Below are 26,628 nucleotides of genomic sequence, written 5' to 3'. Positions count from 1 at the left end.
ACTTATGAATGCAGCCGAACCACTGAAGGTTCCCGCGGCCCTGCAGACGCCCACCAAACGGGTTGGCCCTGGCTGGATCGCTGCGGTTGTCATTGTCCATATCGGTATCAATGTCGGCTTCTTCGCACCGATCCAGGTGCTGCTCGGATTGCACGCCGAACAACTGGATGCCAGCCAGAAGAACGCGATTCTCTCGCTGGTCACCGGCGTCGGCGCGGCCGTCTCGCTGGTAGCCAACCCGCTGTTCGGCGCGCTCAGCGACCGCAGCACATCGAAATTCGGGCGCCGCATCCCGTGGGTGTTCTTTGGAACTATCTGCGCTGCGCTGGCCCTGCTGCTGATGTCGACCTCGCAAACCGTGAGCACGCTGGTCATCGGCTGGGCGCTGATGCAAGCTGCCGGCAACGCCGCGCTGGCTGCGATCTTCGCGGCCATCCCGGACAAGGTGCCGGTAGAGCAGCGCGGCATGGTTGGCGGGCTGGTGGCCTTGGGCCAAACCTGCGGTTCGCTGATCGGTGCCGTGATCGGCATGGTCGCTGCGAGCAATCTGGTCTTCGGCTACGCCATCGTCGCTACCGCCGTGGCCATTTGCTCCATTCCGTTCGTGCTGATGCGCCAGGATGTTCCGCTGCCCAAGGGAGCACTGGAGCCTGTCAAGCCGCTGGAATTCGTGCGCAGCTTCTGGATCAACCCGGTCAAGCATGCCGACTTCGGATGGGCCTGGCTGACCCGCTTCTTGCTGTATCTCGGTTGCCAGCTGTGCCTGGTCTACCTGCTGTTCTTCCTGCAAGATGCCATCAAGCATCCAGAACCGGCCCAGGGAGTGCTGGTGCTGACCGCGATCTACGCCTTCTGCGTGATCTTCTCTTCGGTGATCTCCGGCAAGCTCTCGGACAAGGACGGCAAGCGCAAGAAGTACGTCATCATCTCTTCGGTCATCGTTGCCGCCGCGGCCGGCGTGCTGGCGACGGCAACGTCCTTCGCCACCGCCATTGTCGCCGCAGTGCTCCTGGGCATCGGCTTCGGCGCCTACCTGGCGGTGGACTTTGCGCTGCTGACCCAGGTATTGCCGAACGCCGATTCGCGCGGCAAGGACCTGGGCATGATCAACATTGCCAACTCGCTGCCGCAGGTGGTCGCCCCGCTGATCGCCTGGCTGGCGGTGAGCTGGTTCGGCGGCTACCCGACCCTGTTCCTGTGCTCTGTGGTGATCAGCCTCCTCGGCGCCGTGCTGGTACGCCAGATCAAGAGCGTTCCGTAGGTCCTGGACGAAGCATTCCCCAGCGTCGCGCACCGAGCGGAACGGAAACGGTGCGGCACCGGGAACTGGTGGCGGAAAAACGCCAAGGGGACGCCAACCGGGCCGTATGATGAATCCAGCGAACCGCGATAATGAGGAGCAGGTGCGGCTGAATGTCGATGAACGAATCCGGGCGGGAGAGCCGTGCAACGCAGCTTGATGGCATAGACCGCAAACTGCTGGCGTTGCTGACGAAGAACTCCCGGCGGACCAACAACTCCCTGGCAGAGGAGCTGGGCATAGCACCGTCCACCTGCCTGGCGCGGTTGAATGCCTTGCGCGATTCGGGAGTGATTTCGCGCTTCACCATCGAAGTGGATCCGCAGGTTCTGGGCCGGGAGCTCGAAGCGCTGATCTTCGTGAAAATCCGTCCCGGAGCCCGTCACCTGATGTCGAACTTCGCTACTGACATGCGCAGCAAACCGGGGGTGCGACAGCTGTTCTTCCTGGGCGGCGCTGACGACTTCGTCCTGCACGTAGCGGTGCGCAATTCTTCGGATGTGCGCCAGTTCGTGCTCGATAACCTCTCGGCCAATCCGGCCGTGGCCACCACCCAAACCTCCCTGGTATTCGAACACGGCCACGGCAGCGGAGAGTACTAGGCCCCATTCTTGACCGATTTCCATCTCGCCCATGTTCGCAGGAACAACCCGCAGCCCTGCGTTGGTCGAAGAAACATGCTAAACTTGATGTTCTTCTCTTGGCATGGCTGCGGCCCGTTGGCAGCTGGGGATCGGTTCTCCAGACAAGCAACGGACCCCACCGCAGCTGCGACTGAAAGAATGGGGAGGTCGAGAAGATAATGCATTTTGACGCAACTGTTGTCACCGCACTGGTGACCTTGATTGTTCTGGCCATCGCAACCGTTGTGCTGGTGATCCGGTACAAGCGCACCCACCAGGCAGAAATCCGCCAGGCCCTGGTTGCCAAGGCCCGGAAGCGCGGCGTTGCCTCGCCGGAAGACCTGTCGAACCACGATCTGGTACTGCAGATCCGCGCGGCAAAGCGCCAGCGCAAGCAGGATGGGCAGGACCTGAAGACCGCATAGGGTTTGCACCCATGCGCTGACGATGCTGAGCCCCAGTCCATTTCCGGACTGGGGCTCAGCCGCGTCAAGGGCCCTTGGGCGGCCGCTGGCCCCGTCTTTATCCAAAGCTGATGAACCGGGAAATGGCGTCGGGAATAAACGGCAAGTGCCAGCGGAATGCAGGCAGGTAATTAACCTCGCGCAATTCCGGGAAACTATGTCCCCGGTCACCAGAAAAGCCGATTTAACCCCTGAATCATGCGGATTGCATCACAGGGGCATGTGGGGTTCTGAACAAACCACTTCTCAATAGATAAATGGTCGGAAATGATGGATATGACTGGAAATGCAGCAGCGTTAATTCTTTAGGAGCAACAACAATGGCCTCGATCCCACTCGGTGAAGACATCCTCTTGGCACGCCACGGCGCCAACATCGTCAAGCTCCGCCAGGATCGGAAGAACCGCACCACTGTTGCCCATCTGCGCGGTGGAGCCACCGATACGGCCTCGAACCTGCTCACGGCACCGGTTCCCGCATTGACCCCGGCAGCCAGCTTCACCCAGGGCGCGGCTCGCTACCTCAACGATGAAGCCGAGGTCAGCCGCGGCGAAGTTCGTTCGCTGGTCAAGATCTCGCTCGGCTTTTCTGCCATCATGGGCATCGTCTTCGGCGGCCTGGTCTTGGCTTTGTACAAGGTCGGCGGCAATGAAGCTCTCCAGTCGCTGAGCTACATGGGCGCAAGCCAGTAGCTCTCGCAAGCATTTCCAGGAAAACGGGATTCCGAGGCAACTCGGGATCCCGTTTTCCTGTTTCCGGACCAGATGCTTACTCCGAGGCCGGGCTTGCGGCAAGTCTCGTATTTCTTGCCCGGCGGGCATAGGATGGCGGCAACGGGAAGGACGGGAGCAGGCCATGCGTTTTGTTTTGGAAGTTAACTTCGATACCGAGAACATGCAGCTCAAGCCATTGGAGGAGCTGCAGAAGATTCTGCGCGACTGGTCGACGAGCATCACGATGTATCCGATCGTTGCCGGCGCCCAGGAAGATGTCTACGACTCGGATAACGAGCAGGTAGGGGAGTGGGCAATCCTCGACGACTAGCCTCGCCGTCTGGAGAACCACCCGATGGCATACCCCGCGGCCAGGGTAACGAGCAGGACAAGCCACAGCGGAGCCGTGGAATGGATCAAGAAGAATTCAACGCGGACGAAGGCCAGGTTCTGCAGCATGAAGACCACCGCGAGGATCACCAGAGCAATAGCTGCCCATTGCTTGGCGCTAAGCCCCTTCTTCGGCGGCCGCTGCTCCGGATAGCCCATGCTCAGCTTCCGTTCGCCAGCAAGCCGGCAACGAGAGCCGACAACCCGCGCTGGAACGAATCGTCGCTGGTATCAAGCTCTGATCGGCGTTGCGCGGCCACAGCCTGGGTGAAATGCGGAGTGAGATCCTGGTGATTGCTGGTGTCGAAAATGTCATGCGGAGCGGCCGTATCCATGGCCGAGCCGAAGATGAATGATTCCAGTGCGACAATCGTCGGAACAATCTCGTTCTCTGCCATGCCGAAGTCTGCCAGCGCTTCGGCAACGCGCTCGTACATTCCCAAGGTGCGCGGCGAATCGGAGACGGGCAGTACCGCGATGACCGGAATCAGGGGAATGTGCCGCGCGAAGACGTTCCGGTAGCTCGTAGCCCATTGAAGCAAAGCCTGCTTGGTATCGGCTTGGTCGAATACCGAGGTGTCTATATCGGCCATGACCAGTTCCTGGATCCACTGCAGGAGGTCGTGCTTGGAATCGACGTGGTTGTAGAGGGCCGATGGAGAGACGCCCAGGGATTTTGCCAGCCGCTGCATGGTCAGGGACTCGTAGCCGTCCCCGGAAACAAGTTCCAGCGCGTGCTCGGTAATGCGCTCCCGATTCAGCACCGCCTTGCGCGGGCGCCCGGCTCGCCTGGCTTCCGTTTCACTCATGCGGACCTCTTCCTGACGTGGGGTGCTTCACAACTGGATCTTCGTACCCTATGCTATATGACAGGTAAATGAACCTTATTCATTTAAATGTGCAAGGGAGTCGATCATGCAACATCTGGAACGCGACGTCGTCGTCATCGGTGCAGGGCCATCGGGACTGACAGCAGCCTATGAGCTGAGCAAGGCCGGCAAGTCCGTCGCGGTGCTCGAAGCCCGCGACCGCGTCGGCGGGCGCACCTGGACCGACGTCATGGACGGCGCGACCATCGAGATCGGCGGCCAGTGGATCAGCCCCGACCAGACCGGCCTCTACTCGCTGATCAATGAACTTGGCATCGAGACCTTCGAACGCTACAAGGCGGGCAAGAGCGTCTACCTCACCGGGGAAGGCGAGCGGATCGCCTATGAGGGCGAGGACTTCCCGGTGGCCGCCAGCACCGTGGCCGAAATGGACAAGCTGGTAGAACTCATGAACCAGCTGGCCGCCGAAATGGACCCGGACAAGCCGTGGGAGCACCCTCAGGCCCAGGAGCTGGACCAGATCTCCTTCCACCACTTCCTGCGCCAGCACTGTGCCGACGAGCTGGCCTGCAACAACGTGGGCCTGTTCATCGCCGGGGGCATGCTGACCAAGCCGGCGCACACCTTCTCCGCGCTGCAGGCGGTGCTCATGGCGTCCTCGGCCGGCTCCTTCGACAACCTGGTGGACGAGGACTTCATCCTGGACCGGCGCATCGTGGGCACCATGCAGGGCGTATCCAAGACGCTGGCCGAGAAGCTGGGCCAGCAGACCGTCTTCCTGGACAACCCCGTGCTCAAGCTCGAATGGTTCGATGGCGGGGTGGTGGCCCACGGGAGCACCGTGACCGTCTCGGCGAAGAAGGCCGTGCTGGCGGTACCGCCGAACCTGTACTCGCGCATTTCCTACGTCCCGGCGCTGCCGCGCAAGCAGCAGATCACCCACCAGCACCAGTCCATGGGCCTGGTCATCAAGGTCCACGCCGTCTACGACACCCCGTTCTGGCGCGAAGAGGGCCTGTCGGGCACCTGCTTCGGCCCGAGCAGCCTGGTCCAGGAGCTCTACGACAACACCTATGCCGGGGAGGAAACCGGCACACTGGTCGGCTTCATCTCGGATCTGAAGGCCGACGCCATGTGGGAACTGGACGAGGAACAGCGCCGCGCGGTGATCCTCAAGGCCATGGCCGGCTACCTGGGCGAGAAGGCACTGGATCCCAAGGTCTTCTACCTCTCGGACTTCGCCGCCGAGGAATGGACCCGCGGCGCCTACGCCACCAGCTACGACCTGGGCGGGCTGCACCGCTTCGGCCCGTCGCAGAACGAGAATGTCGGACCGATCTACTTCTCCTCCTCGGATCTGGCCGGCGAAGGCTTCCAGCACGTGGACGGCGCGGTGCGCATGGGCCGCCGCTCGGCCGCGCGCATCATCGCCGCACTGGATGGCACCGCCTACGACCAGAGCTACGATGGCGTTGCCACGCTGACCCCGTCCAAGGGAAAGGCCAGTGCCTAGACCATGAAATTGCTCGTAGGTTACACCGCGGACCAGCGCGGTGCCGAAGCCATCGAACTGGCCAGCGCCCTGGTGGCCGGTACCCGCGACGCGTCCTTGCGGGTCGCCATCGTGCTGCCTGCCGCCACCCCGTTCAACGCGGTCTACCCCGGCGGGGACCATGGGTTCTCCTCCATCCTCTCCGACCAGGTGGACCGCTGGGCGGCGCAGGCCCTGGCCCTGGTGCCGGAAGGAATCGCCACCTCGGTGGTAGCCCGTTCCGTGCCCTCGGTGGCCGAGGGGCTCATCGGCCTGGGCGAGGAATTCGGGGCGCACGGGATCGTGCTGGGCGGCCGCAAGCGCCACCGCGCCGGATTCTTCAGTCCCGGGGCGATCGCCAATGCGCTGCTGCATTCCTCGCCGATGGCCGTGTTCATGTCCTCGCCGGCCTCCTTGGCCACGCTGCGCGCAGCCGGCGGGAAGATCACCAGGCTGACCGCATTCGTGGGGGACCGCCCGGGGGCACGGGAAGTCATCGGCCTCTCGGCGCGGATCGCCGCCGCCTGCGGACTGCCGCTGCGCGTGGCCACGCTGGTCTCCCATATGGATCTGGCCGACCCCCGGCTGGAGCTGGATGACCATCTGGCCCAAACCCGCAGCTACCTGCAGGAACTGACCGGTTCCCTGGGCCTGGAGGCGGTAGTCGAGGTGGTCTCCGGGCGCGGCCTGGACGAAGCGGCCGCCCAGCTGTCCTGGCAGGACGGGGACCTGGCACTGCTGGGATCGGCCCGGCTGGCCGCCCCGCGCCGATTGTTCATCGGCCCCAAGGCCCAGCGGATCCTGGGCCAGCTCAACGTCCCGATGGGCGTCATCCCGACCCTCGAGGCTGCCAGCTAGAAGGCAGCGCGTCATTCTTGCACGATCCTTGTTCCCCGGGCACTTGCCGTCGCGAAGCACGCGGACGGTGCCCATCTGACCCCTGACGGAAGGTGGCTCGGTACTTCTGGCCGACGCACTCACACCTCGCTAATTGTTTAAGGTAACCACCATGTCGCACGACCTGAGGCAGGCATCGCCGCCTGCACGCTCCGAGAGCGGACTGCACGAAAAAGGACTGTCCAAGGGCACCGTTGGCGTTCTGGGGCTTGTCGTTATCGGCATCTCCTGCATCGCCCCGGCCTACACCCTCACCGCAGGCCTCGGCGCCACGGTGGCCGAAGTCGGCACCAGCCTGCCTGCGATCCTGCTGGCCGGATTCCTGCCGATGCTGCTGGTGGCCTTGGGCTACCGCGAGCTGAACAGCGCCATGCCCGATTCGGGCACCTCCTTCACCTGGGCGACGCGTGCCTTCGGCCCGATGATCGGCTGGATGGGAGGCTGGGGCCTGATCGCTGCGACGGTGATTGTGCTCTCCAACCTGGCGGCAGTGGCCGTGGACTTCTTCTATATCCTGATTGCCCAGCTCACCGGCCAGCCATGGATTGCGGAGCTGACCGGCAACCTGTGGGTCAACATCCCCACCACGCTGGTGTTCATTGCGGTGGCCGCCTGGATCTCCTACCGGGGCATGAACGCCACGAAGGTCTTCCAGTACGTGCTGGTCGGGTTCCAGGTGGCGGTGCTGCTGCTCTTCGCGGTCATGGCCCTGACATCCAGCCAGCCCAATGATCCGACACCCATCACCTGGCAGATGTTCAATCCGGCCGGCATCGATACCTTCTCGGCCTTCGCCGCGGGCATCTCGCTGTCCATCTTCGTTTTCTGGGGCTGGGATGTCACCCTGACCATGAACGAGGAAACCACCGATCCGAAGAAGGTCCCCGGACGCGGTGCCACCTGGACGGTGCTGGTGATCATCGCGTTGTACCTGGCCGTATCCCTCGGGGTGATCTACTGGGCCGGGGTGGGCACCACGGGCCTGGGCGCAGGCAACCCGGAGAACCAGGAATCAATTTTCGCGGTGCTTTCCGGTCCGGTCATGGGCCCGCTGGCGATGCTGATGTCCTTGGCCATCTTGTCCTCCTCCGCGGCCTCGCTGCAATCCACCATGGTTTCGCCGGCACGCACCTTGCTGGCCATGGGCTACTACAAGGCGCTGCCCTCCAGCTTCGCGAAGATCTCCGCGCGCTTCATGTCCCCGTCGGTGGCGACTTTCGCCTCCGCTGCTGCCGCTGCCGTGTTCTACGTGGTCACCAGGCTGCTCTCGGAGAACGCATTGTGGGACACGATCACGGCGCTGGGCCTGATGATCTGCTTCTACTACGGGCTGACCGCCTTGGCCTGCGTCTGGTACTTCCGCGGGGAACTGTTCGCCAATGCCAGGAACTTCTTCTGCAAGTTCTTGGCGCCGTTGGCAGGTGGCGTCGTTTTGCTGGTGATGTTCTTTGCCACCGCCATCGAATCCATGAATCCGGACTACGGTTCGGGCTCCAATATCGGGGGAGTGGGCATGGTGTTCATCCTCGGGGTCGGCGTGCTGCTGCTGGGCGTTGGCATCATGCTGTGGATGCGGGTGCGCCACCCGGCGTTCTTCAAGGGAGAAACCATCAAGACCTACAAGCTGCTGAAGTAGGACCGGCGCAACGAACCAGAAGGACCACTCGCGAACGAATCGCGGGTGGTCCTTCGTGTTCGGTGCCGCCGCCGCAGGAGCTATCTTGCCGCTAGTCGGCGGCGTCGGCCCGGGTCATGTGCTTGGCCACGCCGATGGCGGCCAGCACGGCGCCGAAGGGGATGAGCGCGCTCTGGATCAATGAATTAAGGAAAGCCAGCGGCGCGCTGCCCAAAGGGCTGCTTCCAAAACCGGATTCGAAGCTCCACATCGCCAGGACTGGCAAGATGCTGCTGATGAGAACGCCTGCCAACACGATGACGACGCCGGATACAATCATCTTCTTATGTAGAGCAAGCAACGTTTTCTCCTATTGCCTTGGGCTGAGTATTTCCAACCGTAGCCAAATCCGCCACTTTTAGCTATAGCGGGAGTGCTGTTTGCTTTCGCCAAGGGCAGGTCTTTTCCTGCTTCGCAACCTTCTCGTCCAAAGGCCCCTAACCGGCGCGCAAATGGTTCAATAGGTTCATGGCTAACTCGGTACTTTTCATCTGCTCCCGCAATGCAGGCAAATCGCAAATGGCGGCCGCATTGATGGACTACATTTCTGAAGGGAAAGTTACCAGCTACTCGGCTGGAACCAACCCAGGTTCAGGCATCAACCACGAAGCGGTTGAATCGCTCTCGCAGGCCGGCGCGGACATGTTGCAGGGCACGCCCAAGGCCATCGACCCTCGCGTCGTCGAGCAAGTTGACCGCGTGGTAATCCTTGGCTCCGATGCGAATCCGCAATTCGATCCGTCCATCAAGACCGAACGCTGGGTCACCTACGAACCCAGTGAAGACGGCATCACCGGTGCCGAACGAATGAACATGATCCGCGATGAAATTGCTGATCGCGTCCGTGAACTGTTCCACGAGTTGGAGCGGTAGAAATCACTGTTCGCATGACCACCCGAAAGGCAACTCCGTGGTGGCTTCCGGGCGTATGCCTTGTGCTCACTGGTTGGTGTGCCAACCAATACGTATCGCTGATCAATTGGTACCAGCAATTCCGCGAGCTCAGTGAGTTCGAGGCCATGCTGGTCATGGGCAGCTACCTGGCGGGCATGATCCCGGCGTTGGCTTTCGGCGGACCGCTGGCGGACAAGTTCGGGCGCAAGCCATTTTCGCTGCTTGCCCTGGCCTGCTCCATTCTGGGATCCCTCGGGCTCATCTTCGGATCGGTTCACGAGTCCGGTCTCTATGCGGGACGCATCCTGACCGGCTTGGGCATGGGCCTGGCCATGGTTGCCGTCACCAGCTGGGTGAAGCTGCTTAGCCCGGGAGCTGCCGGCGCGACTCGTGCCGCGCTGTGCACGTCCTTGGGCTTCGCGCTGGGACCGGTCATTTCAGGGGCAATTGTCGGGACCAGCGGCAGCCCGGAACTGGCATACATCGTCCATGCCGCCGCGGCGCTTTCCTGGTTGCTGTTGATGTTCTTCACCCGAGAAGACCGAGTCACTGACCGGGCAGGGCATCATCTGGAGGCCGACGTGACGACTCCGGCAAACCTCCAGCGGTTCTACCGCATCGTCTTGCCCGCAGCCCCATGGGTCTTTGGCATGGCGGCAACAGGGTTTGCCGTGGTTCCGGCGCTGAGCAACGGCGCCGGTGAATCCAGCCTGTTCTACACCACCTTGGCAGTCGCGGTCACCATGGGCATGGGCACCTTGATCCAGCCATTCGTCAAGAGATTCAATGACTTGGGCAAGATCAAGCTGCTCATGGCTGGACTGGCTACCTCGCTGGCTGCACTGCTCATGATGATCGCAGTGTCGCTGAGCGGCTCAGAATTCTTGGGAATTATCGCATTCGCCATAGCCGGTTCGGCCAATGGCATTTTGCTGGTTGCCGGGCTAAGCCAGGTATTGGATCTTGCCGGCGGCGCCGACGTCGGCAAATTGACCGGCCGGTTCTACATGTGCTGTTTCATCGGGTTCAGCTTCCCGACATTCTTTGCACTGTGGCGCACGGTCGCTCATCCTGCTCTATTCATTGGCCTGCTTGCCGTGCTCTGCCTGCTATCCATGATGCAGGTGTACCGCTCGGCCAAGTATCTGCCCGCTGCCATTCTCGAAGAAGTTCCAAACAGGCCATAATGCCAAACGCCGCTGCCGGCCACCTTGCGGTGCCGGCAACGGCGTTTACGCATTGGACTCCAACATACTGGGAGCTAGTCCTGGCTCAGCTTCTTGAGCAGCTCGGTAGTGCGGAATGGGATGACATCGCGCAGGATCATCGAGGTGGAAGTGCGGGTTATGCCCGGGCAGAGGCGGATCTCTTCACTGACCCGGTACAGGTCATCCGGGTCAGTCGCGGCCACACGAATCAACAGGTCCGTGTCTCCCGCCGGCGCGACGCATTCCAGAACCTCGGGAATCTGGCGCAGTGCGGCGATGGCCTCATTCAAGCTGGCCTGGTTCAATTCAGCGCTAACGAAAGCGCTGACGCCACGGCCCATGGACGCAGGGAGGATTCGCGCGGTGTTCGGGCGCAACGCACCTGAATGGGCCAAGCGTTCCAAACGAGTCTGCACGGTGCCGCGGGCCAGGCCCAGCTGCTGCGCCAGCATCATGATCGGCACACGCGGATCCGCATCGAGTGCCAGAAGGATACGCCGGTCGGTTTCATCGAGCTGATACGTATCCGAATTCATGTGGTGGTCTCCTGAGACAGGTTGTGTTGCGCGTGCATAAGTACCAACCTAGATTTTAGTCAATATGACCAGTGAATCCCAAATGTGTTGCGCGGATTGGCCGATATTATTGCGTGCAAGTCGGCTACTGGGGTCAACAGGGCGAATGCTCGGGCGAGAAGCCATCTTTTATCCACAAAATAACCAGGCTGAGATCAAATGGGCGCTAATCACAGTAACCTGTTGATATGAGGTTTTTGCGGTTGGAAGACGTGGCAGAGGAACTGAATGTGAAGCTGCCCCAGGTCCGCGCTTTGGTGAAAAGCGGCGAGCTGCCGGCCATCCAAATTGGCGGGCGGGGCATGTGGCGCGTGGAACGCGTTGCACTGGAGAACTATATCCAAGAACGCTATGCGCAGGCCCGCGACGATATCGCGAACGAATCCCAGAGCTGAATGCGGTGCCCTTGGCTGTTCCCGAGTCCATAGGGAACAGCCACAGCCTAGTCCAGCTCGATAGCCCGTTCTGCAAAGATCCGCAATGCGTCGCGAACCAGCTCCGCGTATCCGCGGTAGTTCTTTGCAAACCGCGGATCAGCGACATACATCTCGCCGAGATTGCAGATATATGCCTTGTGCTGTGCCGGATCGCCGGAATCAACCGGGGTGCCCTTGGCGCTCTGGAGCCAGCGCACATGTCGAGCCGCTAATTCCTGGGCTTCGAAGCTGTCCGCTGGGACGGAATTCTTCCCCGCCACGATCCAATCCTGATTGAGCATCTTCACCTCTTCCATGAATGCGTTTTGCTGGTCCCCGGTTTTGGAACGCCACCAGCGATTCGATGCTTCATACGCGTCGGCGCCCCAGCGTTCGGCAACCTCTTGCTTGTACTGCTCGTTGAAGCCGTCAAAGCTCTTTTCCGGTTCCATGTTTCCTCCTGTCGTTAGTGTTGAAATGCTGTGCTCCAAGGCAGCGATCTGCCGGTCCAGCGCCGCACGCTGCCTATGGAGCTGTTCCTTGTGGGTGCTCAGCGCGACCAGTTCATCGCGTTGCTCGTCCAGGATTTCAGCGATGGTCTCCAGCTTGATGCCCAGCTGCTTGAGCAGGAGAATCTGCTGGAGCCGGACCAGCTGCCCGTCGGTGTAGAACCGGTAGCCGTTGGCGGACAGGTAGTCAGGTTTCAGCAAGCCGATCTGGTCGTAGTGCCGCAAGGTACGGCTGCTGATGCCAGCGGATTTTGAGACATGCGCAATCGAGTGGTGAACTGCCGGCTCGTGGCTAGTTGAATCCTTCATGGCTACCACGCTAATGGTTGACGCAACGTCAAGGTCAATAGTCCCAGCCGCATTTCCTGATCAAAAATTTGTGATTCAGATCTCACGACAAAATGGTGAATAATAACGAGATATTCCTTGTCCGATTGATCATATTGACTAATTGTTAGCACGCTTGTTGCACAGTGTGATCTATGTGTAGTTCACTGTTGGTAGATGAAGTTGAACAGGTTACCGCCGAAATCAACGAGGACCGCCTGATGACGTAAACCATCTGCATTTACGGGATCAAGGAGCCCTGGCCACCCACGCCAAGGCAAGGTAGAAGACATAGTCCAGATGGCTCGCGGGCATTCCAGTTGGGTGGAATGCCCACGGGCCATCTGGCATTTCTGCCAAAATCACTCACATTCGAATCACAAGCTCCGAGCGAGTTGGAGGAAACGCCTGCCGGCATTCGCGATGCTTCGCTCTGGCTCTGGAACAATGAGCGCGTAGGGACACCGAGGAGTAAGAGTGGGTTCAATGAGGCGCGTCTGGCAAAACTGGTGGATGCAATTGGTCGCCGGATTGCTGATCACTGCGATCGCGGTGTTGCCGTGGTTATGGATCGGTCAGGAAGACCTCTCAATTCTCCCGCATGCCAGCGACGACGCCCAAGGGCTACTGGTGGTTTTCTCCGTGATCACCCTCTGGGGCTGCTGGTTTGCCCGACGCATTGGATATAGTCGCACCGGCTTTGCCATCGTGACTGCCGTGGGCATGGTCCTGGGACTCTTGGGCCTGGGGTTCCAAGGACTCCAAGCATTCGAACCGGGGCTCTTGGACGGGGAACTCTCCCCAGCTTCGATTCGCCATCTTTGGGTTTTCGGTGGCCTGCTGCTGGTCAGCCAAGCCTGGTATTTCCTGGCCACTAAATTGCGGCTGCCCATAGCGGTGCTCTTCTATGCAACGCTCACTGTAGGCGTGAGCTATTGGCTGCAGATCATCGCATCGCTCGTTGCGGGCGCCCAGTCGTACTACGTTTACCTTTGGTATTCCGGGCCGCTGATCCTCGGCCTCATCTTGGGATTCGTCGGGTTCTCGAGGATCATGAACCTGCTGATGTGGGTTTTCGCATTGGCTATCCAATGGATGATGCCGGCAGTCGTGGAAAGCGCGGCCAGAGTTATTGGATCGAAGACCACTGGCTGGAAGACCGTCGGCTCCTTCTGGGAACAATTCACCGGAAGTGTCCTGGAAATTCCGTGGCAGACTCCGCTGCTGGTCAGCTTGGCGACGGCCATGCTTACCAGTGTCATCTTGCTGATTGTTCGCAAGGTGCGGCGGCGCTAGGCAAGAGTCCAAGCCGCTAGTTAGCCGGTGCTGGCCAAATATCCGCAACGACGCGAACTGCACCCTGGAAGTTCATTGCTGCCAAGACAGCATCAAAGGCTTGCGGGCCATCCGTAATGGATTTCTAGGACAACGGCACCAGGCGCGCCCAGCTCCTCGTAGTTGGCAAGAGTGCGCGCCGGCAGGATCTCCGCTGGATCGTTGCCCGGAACAGCAGGGTCCACCACGATTTGCCGACAGCCTCATCGAGCAGCACGGCGCCCAGCCCATCGGTACGTACCGTGGGCTCGATGAACTGCACGCCCACTGGCGAAACGGTGGTGTTCGCGGAGGTGATTGGAATCAGCTTGCTGGTCAGCTTGCCGTTCCCCGAAGCACAAGTGCTCGGGCCCATAGGCCAGCAGTAAGCCAAGCATTGGAACATGGCGCAATGCCGCGCTGTGCACGCGGTGGAAGCCGGGGAGCAATCGGCTTCGCCAGTCGGGGCACTGCTAGTCCGCTCCTAGTATTTCAGGACCACCACTCGCCATAGAATAAGACTATGACTGAACTGCGCGATCGCGACCCCGGAGAACTGGTCCAGCCCATCATCCTGCGAATCGACAAGGAGGATCCGTCGAGCGAGGACGAGGGCCTGTCAGCGGTGGCACGAGCAGCCGTGATTGCCTATCTGCAAGATCCGCAGAACCCGGATTGGCAGCAGTGGGCTTCACAGGCCTACGCCAAATCGGTACGCCGGGCTAATCCCAAGATGTTCGCCAAGGTGCTGGAGATGTTCCCTGAGCAAATGGTCAGTGAAGTGGGCAAGGCCCGAGCCGTTGGCTTGCCTCCATTGCCGGCCGCTGACTTGCCGAAGCTGATTGCCAAGTTGCAGGTCTCCGGCACGCAGCTTCCAAAAGCGGAGGAAGTCCTGGATGCGCAGATCAGCATCGTACTGAACAAATCCTTGGACATGTCCACAGGCAAGGCCGCGGCGCAGGCAGCACACGCGCTGTTCGCCTGGCTGACAGAATCCCCAGCGGAAGAGGTCGAAGCGTGGCTCCACGCCCATGCTCCGGTGGGCATCAAGCACCTGCCGCGCAGGGAATTCGACCGCTTGTCGCGGCAGGCCGCTGGACCTGTCATCCAGGATGCCGGGCGAACTGAAATCGAACCCGGATCCGTCACCGCTTTCGTCATTTCCGAGGCACGCTAGAACCTTAGAATCCAAGCGCGGTGAAACCGCCATACCTGTGTCATGATTTCCTTGGCGGTAACAGCAATTGTCACCACAGCGGATCGCTGTGCACTTCCGTGGGCCGCAGGAAACGGCAATATGCCCTTGCTCGAAAGCACTGACATTGAAATTCTCTAAACGTGTACTGGGCCTGCTGCTGGTCCTGATGCTGTCCTTCGGGACCGCAGCTGGCGCCAGCGCCTCAACGCAGGCTCCAGCCGGCCTGGCGCAACTCGCTGCCGCTCCTCCGGCAATTGCCAAGCAGACCACCACCAACCTGAATTTGCGCAAGTCGCCATCGGCCCGATCCGCGTCGCTGCTAGTCATTCCCAAAGGTGCCAAGCTCCTCGCGTCCAAGGGTTCATCGGGCTGGGTGCAAGCGAGCTACATGAAGAAGACCGGCTGGGTCTCGGCCAAGTACCTGGCAACGCCGAAAGCGCTGGCGCCGGCAAAGCCCGAGACCTCAGCCGTGCGCTATCTGATTTCCTACCAGCCGGTGCGCAAGAAGGCATCGGCGGCATCCGCGGCCTTGACCGGGGCCATGCGCAAAGCCGAGGTCCAGCGCCTGGGCGCAACCGGTTCCTGGAGCCGGATCAGAATCGGCAAGATCACCGGTTTCGTGCCCACCAGCCAGCTGTCTACCGCAATGCCCGCGCCGGTGTACCGGTATGCGAAAACCGCGCAAGTGCTGCGCAAGTCCGCCTCTGCCAAAGCGGCACGCGTTGCGGGTGTTCCAGCTGGAGCCAAAGTCGAGTGGCTGCGCACGTCAGGCTCGTGGACCTATGCCATTTCTGCCGGAAAACGCGGCTGGCTGCCGGCCAAGCAGCTGTCGTCGCAACCGGCAGCAACCCGGAAAACGATCGGGAACCGTTGGCTGATCAGCAGCAGCGTCCTGCGCCAGTCCAATCGCAGCTCATCTCCGTCCCTTGGAAGCCTTGCGCCGGGTGAAAAAGTCGGCTTGTACGCAACCCGAGGTTCCTGGTCCCAGATCAAGTCCCAGCGCGGCACCGGCTGGGTGCCTAGCACTAGCCTGTCCAGCACCGCCTACAAGCCCGCCAACCCATCGGCTCGCTGGATCCTGGCTAATACCGCCCTGCGCGTCGGCGCTTCGGGCTCTGCCAAGTCCCTGGGGACCGTGCCAGCGGGGTCCAAGCTCACCCTGCACGGCACGTCGAATGGCTGGGCGCGAGTGAAGACTTCCAAGACGATGGGATGGGTTCCATCAAGCGTACTGGTGGCCAAGGCCTACACGCCGCTGAAGCAGGCCAAGCGCTGGACGACGGCTAATGTGCACCTGCGCTCCGGGTACTCCACCGGCCATAAATCACTGGCGGTCATCTCCAAGGGCCAGCAGGTCAGCGTCCTGGGAACGGCCAATGGCTGGACGCGAGTTGCCTCAACGCAGGGCACCGGATGGATCAGCAATGGCTATCTTGCTACTAGCAAACCGCAGGCGCCGCGACCGGCACCGGCACCGAAAGCCGAATACCGCTGGACCACAACCAACGTGAACCTCCGCGCCGGCGCGGGAATCAGCCACCAGAGCAAAGCCGTGCTGCCAGCGGGGCAGAAAGTCGCCTACCTGCGCAGCGATTCCGGATGGGCGCAAGTCGCCGCTCCCCAGGCCACCGGCTGGGTCAAGGAAAACTACCTTTCCAAAAATGAGCCGGGAACGTTGCAACCCGATGCGCAGCGCGTCATCGCTGCGTTGCAGGGGAAGACCGGCGATACTATCAGCGCCATTCATACCATTCGAAGCGGCTCTGCCGGGCACAGCTCCGGGAAGGCCGTGGACCTGATGATTCGCGACTACAAGAACAGGCAGCGGGTTGCCCAGGGCAAGAAGCTGGCCCAGTTCCTGCTGGATAACCGCAGCCAGCTGGGTATCTATTACCTGATCTGGCAAGACCGGATTTGGCTTCCCACGACAGGCTGGACGCCGTATTCCGGATCTGGAAAGTACGGAAACCAGTTCACCGGCAATTGGAATGACACCACGATGCATATGGATCACATCCATGTGGAGGTCTACGGCAACTCGGCCACGGGAGGTCCGCTGGACTACGGGGCGCTGCGAACCCGCTAATCTGCTGCTGTCTGGTGTTTCAGACGAAGATGCGCAGGGGGCATAGCGTACTCGCGGTGTCTCTGGTCAGCTGGAACCATGGAGAATTTTAAGCCGGAATTGGCTGTTGACCGGGCAGCGGCTACGTGGAGCGGGCGCAATGACGGTGCCGGCGAGCAGCACCTGAGATGGCATCAGCAAATCAACCGCAAGGCTGACGACCAGTCCAGCGGGCGGGGACCGGCAGCGCTGCTCGGTTTCGCTTCGGATGCCGGCGTGCTGCGCAACGAGGGCCGGGCCGGGGCGGCGCAAGGACCACAGGCGCTGCGTGCCGCCTTGGGTTCCCTTGCTATCCACGAGCCACGGCTCCTGATTGATGCTGGTGATGTCGCAGTATCTGGCGATGAGCTTGAATCAGGGCAGGAGCGGCTGGCGCAGTCGGTGAGCGCTTTGCTCGGAGGAGGGATGCTTCCAGTCGTGCTCGGCGGCGGCCATGAAACGGCTTACGGTTCGTTCAACGGCCTTTTCCGGCATTGCAGCCAAGAGCCTGGAACTCGGCTGGGCATCTTGAATCTGGATGCGCATTTCGATCTGCGCAGTGCTCCGCGGCGGAGCAGCGGCACTCCTTTCCTGGATATTGCCAAGGACCTGCAGGCGGCGGGACAAGATTTCAACTATGCCGTGGTGGGCATCAGCAAACCGAACAATACCCGGGTCCTCTTCGAGCAGGCCCGCGCCCTGGAAGTGCGCTACCTGCTTGACGAGCAGTGCACTGCCGGGCAGCTGCCTTCCGTCCTGGCCTTCGTTGCCGACTTCATGGAGAGCGTAGACAAGCTGTACCTGACCATTGACCTGGATGTGCTTCCTGCCTCGGTCGCCCCCGGGGTTAGCGCCCCTGCCGGATTCGGGGTGCCGCTGGAAGTAATCCACGGGGTCTGCGCGATGCTGGCGCGCAGTGACAAGCTGGCGCTGGTCGATGTTGTCGAATTGAATCCATCATTGGATATTGACGGAAGAACGGCCCGCACCGCAGCCAGGCTGGTCAATACCCTGCTGGGGGTCTGAAGCAGGAGGCCGCACCGAAATCTGCCGACGCGAACTTGCAATGTTCGACCCCTCAAACATTATGATTGAGGGGGACGAACTAATCGTCATGGCGAGATTTGGAATGGTGTGCAATGGTGCGAACCCTCAAGCCCCGATCACGTGCGGGGCAACGCGCAGGCTGGCTAGCCGCTGGCTTGGCATGCCTGTTCGCGCTCGCTGGATGCGGCGGTAGCCAAAGTGCCGTGCCCGCCGACAGCCAAGACCACCGGCCGGTGGTGCTGACAACCTTCACGGTCCTGCAGGACATCGCCCAGAATGTCGCAGGCGATCACCTGCGCGTTGAATCAATTACCCGTCTTGGTGCGGAGATCCACGGTTACGAACCTACCCCTGATGATCTGCGCCGGGCATCGCATGCGGACCTGATTCTCGATAACGGTCTGAACCTCGAAGCCTGGTTCCAGCAATTCGTCGAAGGCAACGACGCTCCGCATGCCACCGTCAGCCAGGGGATCGAGGCCATCGATATCGTCCAAGAAGAAGGTGCGGGAAAGCCCAATCCGCATGCGTGGATGAGCCCATTGAACGTGAAAATCTACGTGGACCGCATGGCAGATGCATTTACCGAACTGGACCCGGCCCATGCGCGCGACTACCGGGACAACGCCAAGGCCTACCAAGCCGAACTGCAAAAGGTCCACGACGAGCTCGAAGCGGCACTGGCAGAGATCCCCGAACGCCAGCGGGTACTGGTTACCTGCGAAGGGGCCTTCAGTTATCTGGCCCGGGATACCGCCATGGCCGAAAAGTATCTCTGGGCCGTCAACGCGGAATCGCAGGCTACGCCGCGCAAGGTCGCCGCGGCGATTGACTATGTCAGGGAAAACGATGTTCCTGCGGTCTTCTGCGAATCCACGGTCTCCGATGCGGCCATGCAACGAGTCGTCGAATCCACCGATGCCTCCTATGGCGGAACGCTCTATGTGGACTCGCTCTCCGAGCCTGGCGGTCCGGTACCCAGCTACCTGGACCTGATCTCGCATGACACCAGAACCATCGCCCGTGCCTTGAAAGGCGGAACACCATGAACGCGAAGCCCAGCGATGCCCTCGCAATTGATGTCTCGGCCGCGACCGTCCACTACGGCCCCGTGCTGGCCCTGGACCATGCCTCCTTGCAGTTGGGCCGCGGTCGGGTCTGCGGCCTGGTCGGGATGAACGGCTCGGGCAAATCCACGCTGTTCAAAACCATCATGGGGCAGATCAAGCCCGACACCGGCAGCGTGCGCATCAACGGCACCGACCCGCTGCAAGCTCGGAAAAGCGGGCAGCTTGCCTACGTGCCGCAAAGCGAAGCCGTGGATTGGAACTTCCCGATCTCGGTGCGTGAAGTGGTGATGACCGGGCGCTACGGGCAAATGGGATGGACCAGGAGAGCCAGGAAGAGGGACCACGCCGCCGTGGATGAAGCCCTCGAACGGGTGGAGCTGGCCAGTTTTGCCAACCGGCAAATCGGCCAGCTCTCCGGAGGCCAGAAAAAGCGTGCCTTCGTCGCCCGATGCATTGCCCAGGGCGCCAATATCATGCTGCTCGATGAGCCTTTCGCAGGCGTGGATAAACGCAGCGAAGCAACGATCACCAAGCTGTTGCGCGAAGTTGCTTATGAAGGCGGCAGCGTGCTGATTTCCACCCACGACCTGCACGCGCTTCCGGAACTTGCCGATGAAGCGGTGCTCCTGATGCGCAAGGTGCTGATGCATGGCCATCCGGATCTCGTGCTGCAGGCAGAAAACCTGGCCCTGGCCTTCGGGCTGGATCCCATGAAGCGAGGCGGGGAATGAACCTCATTGAATTGCTAGCTGAGCCGCTGGGCTACACCTTCATGGTGCGCGCCCTGCTGGTTACGATCATCGCCGCCGTACTGTGCGCGGTCCTGTCCTGCTGGCTGGTCCTCATTGGCTGGTCGCTGATGGGCGATGCAGTCTCGCATGCGGTCTTGCCCGGAGTCGTGCTGGCCTACATCGTGGGTGCTCCCTTTGCCCTGGGTGCCCTGGTCTTCGGATTCCTCGCGGTGGCCCTGATCGGGGGAGTCCGCGACACCACCAAGCTCAAGGAAGATGCTGCCATTGGCATCGTCTTCACCACGCTCTTCTCCATCGGGCTGGTGCTGGTCTCGGTCACGCCGAGCCATGTGGATCTAAACCACATCATCTTCGGCAATTTGCTGGGCGTCTCGGCCAATGACCTGTGGCAGGTCCTGGTGCTTGGCGCGATCACCTTCGCCATCCTGATTCTCAAGCGCAAGGACTTCACCCTCTATGCCTTTGACCAAACGCACGCACATGCCTTGGGGATGAGCCCGCGGATCATCGGCGCGGTGCTCCTGGGGCTATTGGCCATGACCTCTGTTGTGGCTTTGCAGGCGGTGGGCGTCATCCTGGTAGTTGCCATGCTGATCATCCCCGGCGCCACGGCCTACCTGTTGACCGATCGATTCGGGAAGATGCTCCTGATCGCACCGATCCTCGCAGCCTGTGCAGGAATCCTGGGTGTCTACATGAGCTATTACCTCGATGCATCAACCGGCGGAATGGTGGTTCTGGCCCAGGCGGCGATTTTTGGAATTGCCTATCTGTTCAGTCCGAAGCAAGGACTCATTGCCACCCGGCTGGCCAGCAAGGGGCGGCGCAAGGCGCTTGCGGCGAACACGTAGAAGGCGGTGGCAAGTTTCCCGCAGCTGAAAGGAAAATGGCGTGTGAGACGTGCGCTCGCCGGCGACAGCTGATGGGCAATGGATGCACGCATCAGCGAATCAGCGTACTTCCCATGGCCGGCAACGCTGCGGCAGGTCCTCTCGATTCATGGCTGGATCCGGATCCGGGCGATCCGGCGCATGGCTTGAACCTCCACCCGACCACCCTGCTAACTGGAAGGGCGCTGCCCTGCGCTGCGCCCGGATGGGCAGCTGAATCAGTTGGCTCGATCGGGACCTGCAAGCGGCATTAGGCGCGCCAGCGCAGTTTGCCCTTGGCGTCGGTCTTGCAGGTGTAGAGCTTGCCGGCCTTGGACTTGCCGCGCTTTCCCTTGTCTGCCTGCTTGCAGTAAGCGCCCGGATGCACGGTGCCCTTGACCACGGAAGGAGCCTTGTGCACGTCCTTCTTCGGTGATGCCTTGGGCTTGGAACCGGCAGGCTTGATCGTGGTGACTTTCGCGGTCTTCTGGTTGCGGCAGCTCTTGAGCACTTTGGCCATGGCCTGCTTTTCGGCTTTGGTGACCGACAGCGCGTACTTCTTCTTGACGCTGATCTGGGTGGCTACGTACTGGCATCGGAAGGACTTGTTCTTGGGGAGCCATTCAGCTGTGTTCTTATCGCCCTTTTGGCGATTGGCAGAGGCATCAGCGGCCATCAAATTCAGCGGGTCGTTAGCCAGAGCCTGGCGCTGGGCCTGGGAAAGCTTCTGGCCGCCGGAGATCCACGCGTTCTTCAGGGAAACCACGTGGTCAATGTCGACGCTGCCTGACTTGACCTTCCAGTTGATCCTCTTGCCGGTGTAGCTGTCATGCAACGTGCCCGAAGCTAGGGTGCACTTCTTGCGGTCCTTGAACTTCACCTTGGACATGTCCCGGGACAAGGTGTCTTGGCGTTCATCGCATTTGTCCTTGTCGAAGTCCTTCCACCCATTGCCGAACTTCTTGTTCCGGTTGTACCCAGTGGCGGCCGCCTTGCCCTTTACCGGCAGGGTCTTGAGCATTGCGGTGGCCTTGGGGCCCTTGAGCTTCGCCCCGGGAAGGACCTTCTTGCTGCTGGTGGCAGCCCGTTCAACCAGCAATGGCCGATCTGTTGCCAGCAGGTCTTCAACCGGTGCGGGATCCATCCCGGTAAGTGCCGAAGGTTCTGCCGGTGCGCTGCATCCAGCGAGCACTAAAACTGCAGCGCAGAGCGCAGCAATGAGTTTTCTTGGCAAGGTGATGTCTTTCAAGAGGGTGTGAGCGCAGGAGTTCGCCAAGAATGCTGCAATGTACCCCCATGTAAAACTTGTACATTGCAGTATCCCTGGTTGATCATCACTTTAGACTATTGGCCGGACAATCAGCACCCTGGGTGCAGGGACGCGTCGATGCCACGGGCCTTCCGCTTGCCGTTGACCAGGACCTGGAAAGGCTATTCAGGGGAGAAGGGAGACCCATGCGGCCGCGGCTGCACGCGAACCCAAGCGCAGGGTTTCGCCAGTTGAGCAGACCTGGACATTCACTGTCTCGGAGAATTGCTCGCCAGCGGTAATGCGCAGTTGCGCGCCGACAACGATCCGATGATCGGAGAAATACTGCAGCAGCTGCGAATCGTCATCGGCGATGCGTTCGACAACCACCTGGGCGTCATCGCTGGCTTCGCTCAGGTTGAACGCCTGCGGGATGGAAATGCGGCCTTCGGCCGTCGGGATGGGGTCGCCATGCGGGTCGCGGGTGGGGTGCTCCAGCAAGCTGTCGATGCGCTCGATCATGAAATCGGATACCGCATGCTCCAGGCTCTCGGCCTCGTCATGCACCTGGTCCCAGCGGTAGCCCAGCATCTGCACCAGGAAAGTTTCGATCAGGCGATGGCGGCGCACCATGGTCACCGCATACTCGCGTCCCAGTTCGGTCAGCGTTACGGCGCCATAGGGCGCATGGTCGAGCAGGCCCTGCTGGCGCAATTTGCCCAGGGCGCCGGAAACCGTGGAGAGCTTCATGCCTGATTTGCTGGCGATGATGCTGGCGGTTACCGGATCGCTCGACCACTCGTTGAGACCGAAGATGATCTTGAGATAGTTCTGGGCGCTATCTGAAAGCTGGTTGACCGACACAAGCACCATCTTAGCGACCATCGGGCCAGCTGGTCGCGAGGTGACTTTGATTATTGGGCAATTCGGGCTGGAGACCGCTGACAACTGAAAGCGGCTAGTCACGAGCCTAAAAATTCTGCTCCACGGATAAGGATTATCCGAGGCCCAGGGGCAGCGTATTGACTTAAATTTCTTTGTGCGGAAAACTGTGTAATCGATTCCATGGAATCGATTACACGTAAGCAAAGGGGCTTATCGACATGAACGCTGTCACCATCAAGGATGTGGCACTTGCAGCCGGAGTATCTTCCGCGACTGCCTCGCGCGTTCTATCCGGCCACCCCGCCACTTCGGCCGCTTCCCGCGAAAAAGTGGAAGCTGTCGCCAAGGATTTGGGTTTCGTGCCCAATGCCCAGGCCCGCTCCCTGCGCTCCACCAAAACCGACACCATCGCGCTGCTGATATCCGATGTGCGCAACCCCTACTTCTCCGATCTCGCGCATGCCGTCGAGCAGCAGGCCCACGCCGCGGGAATGATGACCTTCATCGGCAATGCCAACGAGGACACCGAACAGCAGGACCAGTTCCTCGCCGCGATGCTTTCGCGCCGCGTTGACGGATTGATTCTCGTTCCCCAGGGCCTTGATGAAGACGCCGACCGGCCAAGCCAGATGATGCAGCGCATCATTGCCTCGGGCACGCCGCTGGTTTTCGTCGACCGCACCCTGCCCGAGCTTCGCATCCCATCCATCACCGCCTCCAGCACCGGCGCCCTGGAAGAAGCCATCGCGCGGCTGAAGGCCTTGGGCCACGCCAAGATCGCTTTCTTGGGCGGCCCGGACCACGCTTCCACCGCCCGCGAACGCCACAGCGCCTTCGACTCGGCGATGGCAGCCAACGGCCTGGATACCGATCCTGCCCTGCACTTTGCCGGCGACTTCCGCGCCGCCTCGGGTGCCGAAGGCGCCCGCTGGCTGCTGGGCCATGAACTGCAGCCCACCGCGGTGGTCATCGCCGATGCGCCAATGGCCATCGGCGCACTGACCGTGTGGCGCGAAGCCGGCATCCGGATCGGGAAGCAGCTCTCGGTGATCACTTTCGACGAGGTGGACGCAATGCTCATGCACGATCCGCCGATCGCCACGATCAGCCACGACCTGACCAGCATGGGCCGCGCCGCGGTCACCGCGCTCCAGGACGTCATGGCGGGCAAGAGCCCCGAGCCCCAAGAATTCATCAGCCGATTCACCGCGCGTGAGTCGCTGGCCCCAACGCAACCCGCCACCGGCGCATAGGCGAGGATGGAAGGAACGAAAATGAGTAATGACGCTCTGCTGGTCCTGGACAAGGTCTGCAAGTCCTTCGGCCCGGTACAGGTGATCGACGAGGTCACCGTCGAGGTGCATGCCGGCAAGGTCTCGGTGCTGCTCGGCGAGAACGGCGCAGGCAAGTCGACGCTGATCAAGATGATCGCCGGCGTGCACGAGCCGGACGCCGGCCGGATCATGGTGGACGGCAAGGCCGTGAAGATTCCCAACACCAAGGCTTCCGAGGCATTGGGCATCGCCACTATCCACCAGGAACTGAACCTGGTGCCATCGATGACCATTGCCGAGAACATCACCCTGGGCCGCGTGCCGCGCAAATTCGGCATCATCAACCGCCGCGCCATGCGCCAGATCGCCCGCGAAGCGATGGACAAGCTCGGACTGGCGCTGGATGTCGATACGCCGGTGGGCCAGCTGGGCCTGGCCCAGCAGCAATTGGTGGAGATCGCCAAGGCGCTGAGCCTGGACGCCCGCGTGCTGATCCTCGATGAGCCCACCGCGGCATTGACCAAGGCCGAAATCGCGCACCTGTTCTCGGTGGTCGCCACCTTGAAGCAACAAGGGGTGGGCATGGTGTTCATCAGCCACCACCTCGATGAGATTGCCGAAATCGGCGACTTCGTGAACGTGCTGCGCGATGGCAAATTCATTGCCACCGTGCCGGCGGACACCGAGGAGAACGAGCTGGTCCGGCTCATGGTCGGCCGCGATATCGACGCCCAGTTCCCGCGCGTAGCCACCGAGCCAGGCCAGAAGCCGTTGCTGAGCGTGCAGAACCTGTGCGAGGGCATGCTCAAGGACATCTCGCTGGAAGTCCGCCCCGGCGAAGTGGTTGCCCTGGCCGGCCTGATGGGTGCCGGGCGCACCGAGCTGATCCGCGCCATCGCCGGAGCCGACAAGTACGCCAGCGGCGTCGTGGCGGTCAACGGCAAGAAGCTGGCCAGCTTCGACGTCGCTGCAGCTACCCGCGCTGGGATCGGGCACGTTCCCGAGGACCGCAAGACCCAGGGCCTGGTGCTGGATGCCTCGGTGGCCGAGAACATCGGCTACGCCACCATGGCCGCCACCGCCAAGAACGGACTGGTGGACCGCAAGGGCCAGAAGGACCGCGCGCAGCAGGTCGCCGAACGCCTGCGCATCCGCATGGGCAGCATCGATGCGCCCATCCGCTCGCTCTCGGGCGGAAACCAGCAGAAGGCCGTGTTCGGCCGCTGGTTCACCGCCGGGGCCAAGGTGCTGCTGCTCGATGAGCCGACCCGCGGCGTGGACGTGGGAGCGAAGGTCGAAATCTACGAACTGATCAATGAGATCACCGCCTCCGGAGGCTGCGTGTTGATGGCCTCCAGCGAACTGCCCGAAGTGCTGGGCATGTCCGACCGCGTCCTGGTCATGAGCCAGGGACGCATCGCCGGGGAACTGGCCACCGAACAAGCCACCCAGGACGCCATCATGTCCCTGGCCGTCAGCAATGTGCACCGCGAAGAAGAAATGGGAACCAAGTAATGAGCAGCGTAGCTACTGCCCCGAAGAAGGGCTTTGATTTCAAGGCATTCCTTGCCAACAACGGAGCCCTGGTTGGCCTGGTCATTCTTTGCCTGGCCCTGTTCATCGCCACCCCGCGCTTCCTGACCGGACCGAACCTGATGAACATCGGCATCCAGGTCTCCACCATCGCGGTGATGGCCTTCGGCATGACCTTCGTGATCGTCGCCGCCGGCATCGACCTCTCGGTCGGCTCGGTCGCGGCGCTCTCGGCCATGGGCTCCTCCTATGCCATCACCACCGCCGGCCTGCCCGATGGCCTGTCCATCCCGATCGGCCTGGCCGTCGGTGCACTGTGCGGCTGGGTCACCGGTGCGATGAGCGCCTACGGCAAGCTGCCCACCTTCATCGCCTCGCTGGCGATGCTCACCGTGGTGCGCGGGCTGACCCTGGTGATCTCCGATGGCCGGCCGATCTCCACCAGCTCCTCGGTGTCCTGGCTGGGCGATGACATGGGCCCGATCCCGGTGCCGATCCTGATCCTGGTCGTCTCCGGCCTGCTTGCCGCCTTCGTGCTCAACCGCACCGTCATCGGCAAGAACGCCTTCGCCGTGGGCGGCAACACCGAAGCCGCGCGCCTGTCGGGCATCCCGGTCAAGCGCGTGCTGGTCACCGTCTTCATCATCTCCGGCGTCTTCGCGGCCCTGTCCGGCATGATCCTGGCCGGGCGCCTGGACTCGGCCCAGCCGACCCTGGCTTCGGGCTACGAGCTGGATGCCATCGCGGCCGTGGTCATCGGCGGCGCATCGCTCTCCGGCGGCGTGGGACGCATCTCCGGCACCCTGATCGGCGCCCTGGTGCTGGCCGTGATCCGCAACGGGCTGAACCTGCTTTCGGTTTCCGCCTTCTGGCAGCAGGTAGTCATCGGCGCCGTGATTGCGATCGCCGTGGGCTTCGACGTGCTGCGCCGCAAGAACGTCAAGCACTAGATTTTCCCTCCGTACCCAGCAATTCAAGAAA

Annotated in this window: 29 protein-coding genes; 21 read left to right on the top strand and 8 right to left on the bottom strand. The window is 61.5% G+C overall.

Annotation, left to right across the window (positions count from 1 at the left end; translation table 11 throughout):
* Nucleotides 1–4 precede the first annotated feature (4 nt).
* The 5 genes from ACIOTL_RS00350 to ACIOTL_RS00330 all read left to right on the top strand — a co-directional run bounded on the left by ACIOTL_RS00350 (nucleotide 5) and on the right by ACIOTL_RS00330 (nucleotide 3,431).
* Nucleotides 5–1,261 carry an MFS transporter gene (locus ACIOTL_RS00350; protein WP_332487544.1) on the top strand — a complete coding sequence of 419 codons (1,257 nt, stop codon included), beginning with the start codon at nucleotides 5–7 and terminating at the stop codon, nucleotides 1,259–1,261.
* A gap of 152 nt (nucleotides 1,262–1,413) precedes the next feature.
* Nucleotides 1,414–1,902, top strand: a complete 489-nt coding sequence (locus ACIOTL_RS00345) for an Lrp/AsnC family transcriptional regulator (RefSeq protein WP_105661972.1) — start codon at nucleotides 1,414–1,416, stop codon at nucleotides 1,900–1,902.
* Between the two features lie 200 nt (nucleotides 1,903–2,102).
* Entirely contained in the window at nucleotides 2,103–2,348 is a 246-nt protein-coding gene (locus tag ACIOTL_RS00340; protein WP_105656307.1) for a hypothetical protein, read from the top strand.
* 359 nt (nucleotides 2,349–2,707) lie between these two features.
* The gene (locus tag ACIOTL_RS00335) at nucleotides 2,708–3,079 is read left to right on the top strand and encodes a hypothetical protein (RefSeq protein WP_105656308.1); all 372 of its coding nucleotides are present in this window, start codon (nucleotides 2,708–2,710) and stop codon (nucleotides 3,077–3,079) included.
* 163 nt (nucleotides 3,080–3,242) lie between these two features.
* A complete protein-coding gene (locus ACIOTL_RS00330) occupies nucleotides 3,243–3,431 on the top strand; it encodes a hypothetical protein (RefSeq protein ID WP_332487547.1) in 189 nt (62 codons plus the stop codon).
* On the opposite strand, the gene ACIOTL_RS00325 is transcribed toward ACIOTL_RS00330, so the two are convergent.
* Nucleotides 3,428–3,649 (bottom strand): LapA family protein, encoded by a 222-nt coding sequence (locus ACIOTL_RS00325; RefSeq protein ID WP_332487549.1) that lies wholly within the window; start codon nucleotides 3,647–3,649, stop codon nucleotides 3,428–3,430. The genes ACIOTL_RS00330 and ACIOTL_RS00325 overlap by 4 nt on opposite strands.
* Nucleotides 3,650–3,651: 2 nt before the next feature.
* On the bottom strand, nucleotides 3,652–4,299 hold the full coding sequence (locus ACIOTL_RS00320) for a TetR/AcrR family transcriptional regulator (protein WP_105656310.1): 648 nt from the start codon (nucleotides 4,297–4,299) through the stop codon (nucleotides 3,652–3,654).
* Nucleotides 4,300–4,405: 106 nt separating this feature from the next.
* Between ACIOTL_RS00320 and ACIOTL_RS00315 the strand changes: the two genes are divergently transcribed.
* The 3 genes from ACIOTL_RS00315 to ACIOTL_RS00305 all read left to right on the top strand — a co-directional run bounded on the left by ACIOTL_RS00315 (nucleotide 4,406) and on the right by ACIOTL_RS00305 (nucleotide 8,384).
* Nucleotides 4,406–5,833: a flavin monoamine oxidase family protein gene (locus ACIOTL_RS00315; RefSeq protein ID WP_400341213.1), complete on the top strand. Its 1,428-nt coding sequence runs from the start codon at nucleotides 4,406–4,408 to the stop codon at nucleotides 5,831–5,833.
* A gap of 3 nt (nucleotides 5,834–5,836) precedes the next feature.
* Nucleotides 5,837–6,709 (top strand): universal stress protein, encoded by an 873-nt coding sequence (locus tag ACIOTL_RS00310; RefSeq protein WP_388023159.1) that lies wholly within the window; start codon nucleotides 5,837–5,839, stop codon nucleotides 6,707–6,709.
* Between the two features lie 151 nt (nucleotides 6,710–6,860).
* The gene (locus ACIOTL_RS00305) at nucleotides 6,861–8,384 is read left to right on the top strand and encodes an APC family permease (RefSeq protein ID WP_105656313.1); all 1,524 of its coding nucleotides are present in this window, start codon (nucleotides 6,861–6,863) and stop codon (nucleotides 8,382–8,384) included.
* Between the two features lie 91 nt (nucleotides 8,385–8,475).
* Here ACIOTL_RS00305 and ACIOTL_RS00300 read toward each other — a convergent pair whose 3' ends face one another.
* Entirely contained in the window at nucleotides 8,476–8,724 is a 249-nt protein-coding gene (locus ACIOTL_RS00300) for a hypothetical protein (protein WP_146112217.1), read from the bottom strand.
* 167 nt (nucleotides 8,725–8,891) lie between these two features.
* Between ACIOTL_RS00300 and ACIOTL_RS00295 the strand changes: the two genes are divergently transcribed.
* Together ACIOTL_RS00295 and ACIOTL_RS00290 are read left to right on the top strand one after the other, a co-directional pair.
* The gene (locus tag ACIOTL_RS00295; RefSeq protein WP_400341211.1) at nucleotides 8,892–9,296 is read left to right on the top strand and encodes a low molecular weight phosphatase family protein; all 405 of its coding nucleotides are present in this window, start codon (nucleotides 8,892–8,894) and stop codon (nucleotides 9,294–9,296) included.
* 14 nt (nucleotides 9,297–9,310) lie between these two features.
* Nucleotides 9,311–10,504, top strand: a complete 1,194-nt coding sequence (locus ACIOTL_RS00290; protein ID WP_400341209.1) for an MFS transporter — start codon at nucleotides 9,311–9,313, stop codon at nucleotides 10,502–10,504.
* 74 nt (nucleotides 10,505–10,578) lie between these two features.
* On the opposite strand, the gene ACIOTL_RS00285 is transcribed toward ACIOTL_RS00290, so the two are convergent.
* Nucleotides 10,579–11,061, bottom strand: a complete 483-nt coding sequence (locus tag ACIOTL_RS00285) for an Lrp/AsnC family transcriptional regulator (RefSeq protein WP_105656317.1) — start codon at nucleotides 11,059–11,061, stop codon at nucleotides 10,579–10,581.
* A gap of 227 nt (nucleotides 11,062–11,288) precedes the next feature.
* Between ACIOTL_RS00285 and ACIOTL_RS00280 the strand changes: the two genes are divergently transcribed.
* Entirely contained in the window at nucleotides 11,289–11,495 is a 207-nt protein-coding gene (locus tag ACIOTL_RS00280) for a helix-turn-helix domain-containing protein (protein ID WP_105656318.1), read from the top strand.
* A 47-nt stretch (nucleotides 11,496–11,542) separates the two neighbouring features.
* Here ACIOTL_RS00280 and ACIOTL_RS00275 read toward each other — a convergent pair whose 3' ends face one another.
* A complete protein-coding gene (locus ACIOTL_RS00275; protein ID WP_400341208.1) occupies nucleotides 11,543–12,334 on the bottom strand; it encodes a MerR family transcriptional regulator in 792 nt (263 codons plus the stop codon).
* 504 nt (nucleotides 12,335–12,838) lie between these two features.
* Here ACIOTL_RS00275 and ACIOTL_RS00270 point away from each other — a divergent pair.
* Complete coding sequence (locus ACIOTL_RS00270; protein WP_400341206.1) at nucleotides 12,839–13,648, top strand: hypothetical protein; 810 nt, start codon at nucleotides 12,839–12,841, stop codon at nucleotides 13,646–13,648.
* A gap of 124 nt (nucleotides 13,649–13,772) precedes the next feature.
* Here the strand turns inward: ACIOTL_RS00270 and ACIOTL_RS00265 are convergent, their stop codons facing one another.
* Nucleotides 13,773–14,042, bottom strand: coding sequence for a hypothetical protein (locus ACIOTL_RS00265; protein ID WP_400341204.1), 270 nt, complete (start codon nucleotides 14,040–14,042; stop codon nucleotides 13,773–13,775).
* Nucleotides 14,043–14,189: 147 nt separating this feature from the next.
* On the opposite strand from ACIOTL_RS00265, the gene ACIOTL_RS00260 reads away from it, so the two are divergent.
* The 6 genes from ACIOTL_RS00260 (at nucleotide 14,190) to ACIOTL_RS00235 (ending at nucleotide 20,688) form a co-directional block, all read left to right on the top strand.
* Complete coding sequence (locus ACIOTL_RS00260; RefSeq protein WP_105656322.1) at nucleotides 14,190–14,843, top strand: peptidyl-tRNA hydrolase; 654 nt, start codon at nucleotides 14,190–14,192, stop codon at nucleotides 14,841–14,843.
* Nucleotides 14,844–14,988: 145 nt separating this feature from the next.
* Nucleotides 14,989–16,950 (top strand): SH3 domain-containing protein, encoded by a 1,962-nt coding sequence (locus ACIOTL_RS00255; protein WP_400341202.1) that lies wholly within the window; start codon nucleotides 14,989–14,991, stop codon nucleotides 16,948–16,950.
* Nucleotides 16,951–17,028: 78 nt separating this feature from the next.
* Nucleotides 17,029–17,994 carry a formimidoylglutamase gene (gene hutG / locus ACIOTL_RS00250; protein WP_105661961.1) on the top strand — a complete coding sequence of 322 codons (966 nt, stop codon included), beginning with the start codon at nucleotides 17,029–17,031 and terminating at the stop codon, nucleotides 17,992–17,994.
* Between the two features lie 113 nt (nucleotides 17,995–18,107).
* Nucleotides 18,108–19,064 carry a metal ABC transporter substrate-binding protein gene (locus ACIOTL_RS00245; protein ID WP_400341199.1) on the top strand — a complete coding sequence of 319 codons (957 nt, stop codon included), beginning with the start codon at nucleotides 18,108–18,110 and terminating at the stop codon, nucleotides 19,062–19,064.
* The gene (locus tag ACIOTL_RS00240) at nucleotides 19,061–19,816 is read left to right on the top strand and encodes a metal ABC transporter ATP-binding protein (RefSeq protein ID WP_400341197.1); all 756 of its coding nucleotides are present in this window, start codon (nucleotides 19,061–19,063) and stop codon (nucleotides 19,814–19,816) included. Before ACIOTL_RS00245 ends, ACIOTL_RS00240 begins: the two co-directional genes overlap by 4 nt.
* Nucleotides 19,813–20,688, top strand: coding sequence for a metal ABC transporter permease (locus tag ACIOTL_RS00235; RefSeq protein ID WP_105661959.1), 876 nt, complete (start codon nucleotides 19,813–19,815; stop codon nucleotides 20,686–20,688). Before ACIOTL_RS00240 ends, ACIOTL_RS00235 begins: the two co-directional genes overlap by 4 nt.
* 289 nt (nucleotides 20,689–20,977) lie before the next feature.
* On the opposite strand, the gene ACIOTL_RS00230 is transcribed toward ACIOTL_RS00235, so the two are convergent.
* A complete protein-coding gene (locus ACIOTL_RS00230) occupies nucleotides 20,978–21,850 on the bottom strand; it encodes an HNH endonuclease family protein (protein ID WP_400341195.1) in 873 nt (290 codons plus the stop codon).
* A gap of 291 nt (nucleotides 21,851–22,141) precedes the next feature.
* On the bottom strand, nucleotides 22,142–22,819 hold the full coding sequence (locus ACIOTL_RS00225; RefSeq protein ID WP_105662148.1) for a metal-dependent transcriptional regulator: 678 nt from the start codon (nucleotides 22,817–22,819) through the stop codon (nucleotides 22,142–22,144).
* Between the two features lie 239 nt (nucleotides 22,820–23,058).
* Between ACIOTL_RS00225 and ACIOTL_RS00220 the strand changes: the two genes are divergently transcribed.
* From ACIOTL_RS00220 to ACIOTL_RS00210, 3 genes are read left to right on the top strand one after another with little or no spacing between them, the layout of a single operon-like run.
* Complete coding sequence (locus ACIOTL_RS00220) at nucleotides 23,059–24,093, top strand: LacI family DNA-binding transcriptional regulator (RefSeq protein ID WP_105656329.1); 1,035 nt, start codon at nucleotides 23,059–23,061, stop codon at nucleotides 24,091–24,093.
* 21 nt (nucleotides 24,094–24,114) lie between these two features.
* Complete coding sequence (locus ACIOTL_RS00215; protein ID WP_400341193.1) at nucleotides 24,115–25,629, top strand: sugar ABC transporter ATP-binding protein; 1,515 nt, start codon at nucleotides 24,115–24,117, stop codon at nucleotides 25,627–25,629.
* Entirely contained in the window at nucleotides 25,629–26,597 is a 969-nt protein-coding gene (locus ACIOTL_RS00210; RefSeq protein ID WP_400341192.1) for an ABC transporter permease, read from the top strand. The genes ACIOTL_RS00215 and ACIOTL_RS00210 overlap by 1 nt, the downstream gene beginning before the upstream one ends.
* The last annotated feature ends 31 nt before the right edge of the window (nucleotides 26,598–26,628 follow it).

It is taken from the genome of Glutamicibacter sp. NPDC087673, from assembly GCF_044743255.1.
Taxonomy (GTDB): Bacteria; Actinomycetota; Actinomycetes; order Actinomycetales; family Micrococcaceae; genus Glutamicibacter.
Note: the sequence above shows the minus strand (reverse complement) of the source record. Positions and strands in the feature narration are given on the sequence as shown.

What these genes read in the sequence shown, in the direction of transcription:
- ACIOTL_RS00335 (WP_105656308.1), top strand. Translation starts at nt 2,708, where the DNA reads ATGGCCTCGATCCCACTCGGTGAAGACATCCTCTTGGCACGCCACGGC.
- ACIOTL_RS00310 (WP_388023159.1), top strand. Translation starts at nt 5,837, where the DNA reads ATGAAATTGCTCGTAGGTTACACCGCGGACCAGCGCGGTGCCGAAGCC.
- ACIOTL_RS00340 (WP_105656307.1), top strand. Translation starts at nt 2,103, where the DNA reads ATGCATTTTGACGCAACTGTTGTCACCGCACTGGTGACCTTGATTGTT.
- ACIOTL_RS00245 (WP_400341199.1), top strand. Translation starts at nt 18,108, where the DNA reads ATGGTGCGAACCCTCAAGCCCCGATCACGTGCGGGGCAACGCGCAGGC.
- hutG (WP_105661961.1), top strand. Translation starts at nt 17,029, where the DNA reads ATGGAGAATTTTAAGCCGGAATTGGCTGTTGACCGGGCAGCGGCTACG.
- ACIOTL_RS00275 (WP_400341208.1), bottom strand. Translation starts at nt 12,334, where the DNA reads ATGAAGGATTCAACTAGCCACGAGCCGGCAGTTCACCACTCGATTGCG.
- ACIOTL_RS00285 (WP_105656317.1), bottom strand. Translation starts at nt 11,061, where the DNA reads ATGAATTCGGATACGTATCAGCTCGATGAAACCGACCGGCGTATCCTT.
- ACIOTL_RS00305 (WP_105656313.1), top strand. Translation starts at nt 6,861, where the DNA reads ATGTCGCACGACCTGAGGCAGGCATCGCCGCCTGCACGCTCCGAGAGC.
- ACIOTL_RS00270 (WP_400341206.1), top strand. Translation starts at nt 12,839, where the DNA reads ATGAGGCGCGTCTGGCAAAACTGGTGGATGCAATTGGTCGCCGGATTG.
- ACIOTL_RS00290 (WP_400341209.1), top strand. Translation starts at nt 9,311, where the DNA reads ATGACCACCCGAAAGGCAACTCCGTGGTGGCTTCCGGGCGTATGCCTT.
- ACIOTL_RS00315 (WP_400341213.1), top strand. Translation starts at nt 4,406, where the DNA reads ATGCAACATCTGGAACGCGACGTCGTCGTCATCGGTGCAGGGCCATCG.
- ACIOTL_RS00230 (WP_400341195.1), bottom strand. Translation starts at nt 21,850, where the DNA reads ATGGATCCCGCACCGGTTGAAGACCTGCTGGCAACAGATCGGCCATTG.
- ACIOTL_RS00330 (WP_332487547.1), top strand. Translation starts at nt 3,243, where the DNA reads ATGCGTTTTGTTTTGGAAGTTAACTTCGATACCGAGAACATGCAGCTC.
- ACIOTL_RS00240 (WP_400341197.1), top strand. Translation starts at nt 19,061, where the DNA reads ATGAACGCGAAGCCCAGCGATGCCCTCGCAATTGATGTCTCGGCCGCG.
- ACIOTL_RS00350 (WP_332487544.1), top strand. Translation starts at nt 5, where the DNA reads ATGAATGCAGCCGAACCACTGAAGGTTCCCGCGGCCCTGCAGACGCCC.
- ACIOTL_RS00320 (WP_105656310.1), bottom strand. Translation starts at nt 4,299, where the DNA reads ATGAGTGAAACGGAAGCCAGGCGAGCCGGGCGCCCGCGCAAGGCGGTG.
- ACIOTL_RS00280 (WP_105656318.1), top strand. Translation starts at nt 11,289, where the DNA reads ATGAGGTTTTTGCGGTTGGAAGACGTGGCAGAGGAACTGAATGTGAAG.
- ACIOTL_RS00265 (WP_400341204.1), bottom strand. Translation starts at nt 14,042, where the DNA reads ATGGGCCCGAGCACTTGTGCTTCGGGGAACGGCAAGCTGACCAGCAAG.
- ACIOTL_RS00295 (WP_400341211.1), top strand. Translation starts at nt 8,892, where the DNA reads ATGGCTAACTCGGTACTTTTCATCTGCTCCCGCAATGCAGGCAAATCG.
- ACIOTL_RS00260 (WP_105656322.1), top strand. Translation starts at nt 14,190, where the DNA reads ATGACTGAACTGCGCGATCGCGACCCCGGAGAACTGGTCCAGCCCATC.
- ACIOTL_RS00220 (WP_105656329.1), top strand. Translation starts at nt 23,059, where the DNA reads ATGAACGCTGTCACCATCAAGGATGTGGCACTTGCAGCCGGAGTATCT.
- ACIOTL_RS00235 (WP_105661959.1), top strand. Translation starts at nt 19,813, where the DNA reads ATGAACCTCATTGAATTGCTAGCTGAGCCGCTGGGCTACACCTTCATG.
- ACIOTL_RS00210 (WP_400341192.1), top strand. Translation starts at nt 25,629, where the DNA reads ATGAGCAGCGTAGCTACTGCCCCGAAGAAGGGCTTTGATTTCAAGGCA.
- ACIOTL_RS00215 (WP_400341193.1), top strand. Translation starts at nt 24,115, where the DNA reads ATGAGTAATGACGCTCTGCTGGTCCTGGACAAGGTCTGCAAGTCCTTC.
- ACIOTL_RS00345 (WP_105661972.1), top strand. Translation starts at nt 1,414, where the DNA reads ATGTCGATGAACGAATCCGGGCGGGAGAGCCGTGCAACGCAGCTTGAT.
- ACIOTL_RS00325 (WP_332487549.1), bottom strand. Translation starts at nt 3,649, where the DNA reads ATGGGCTATCCGGAGCAGCGGCCGCCGAAGAAGGGGCTTAGCGCCAAG.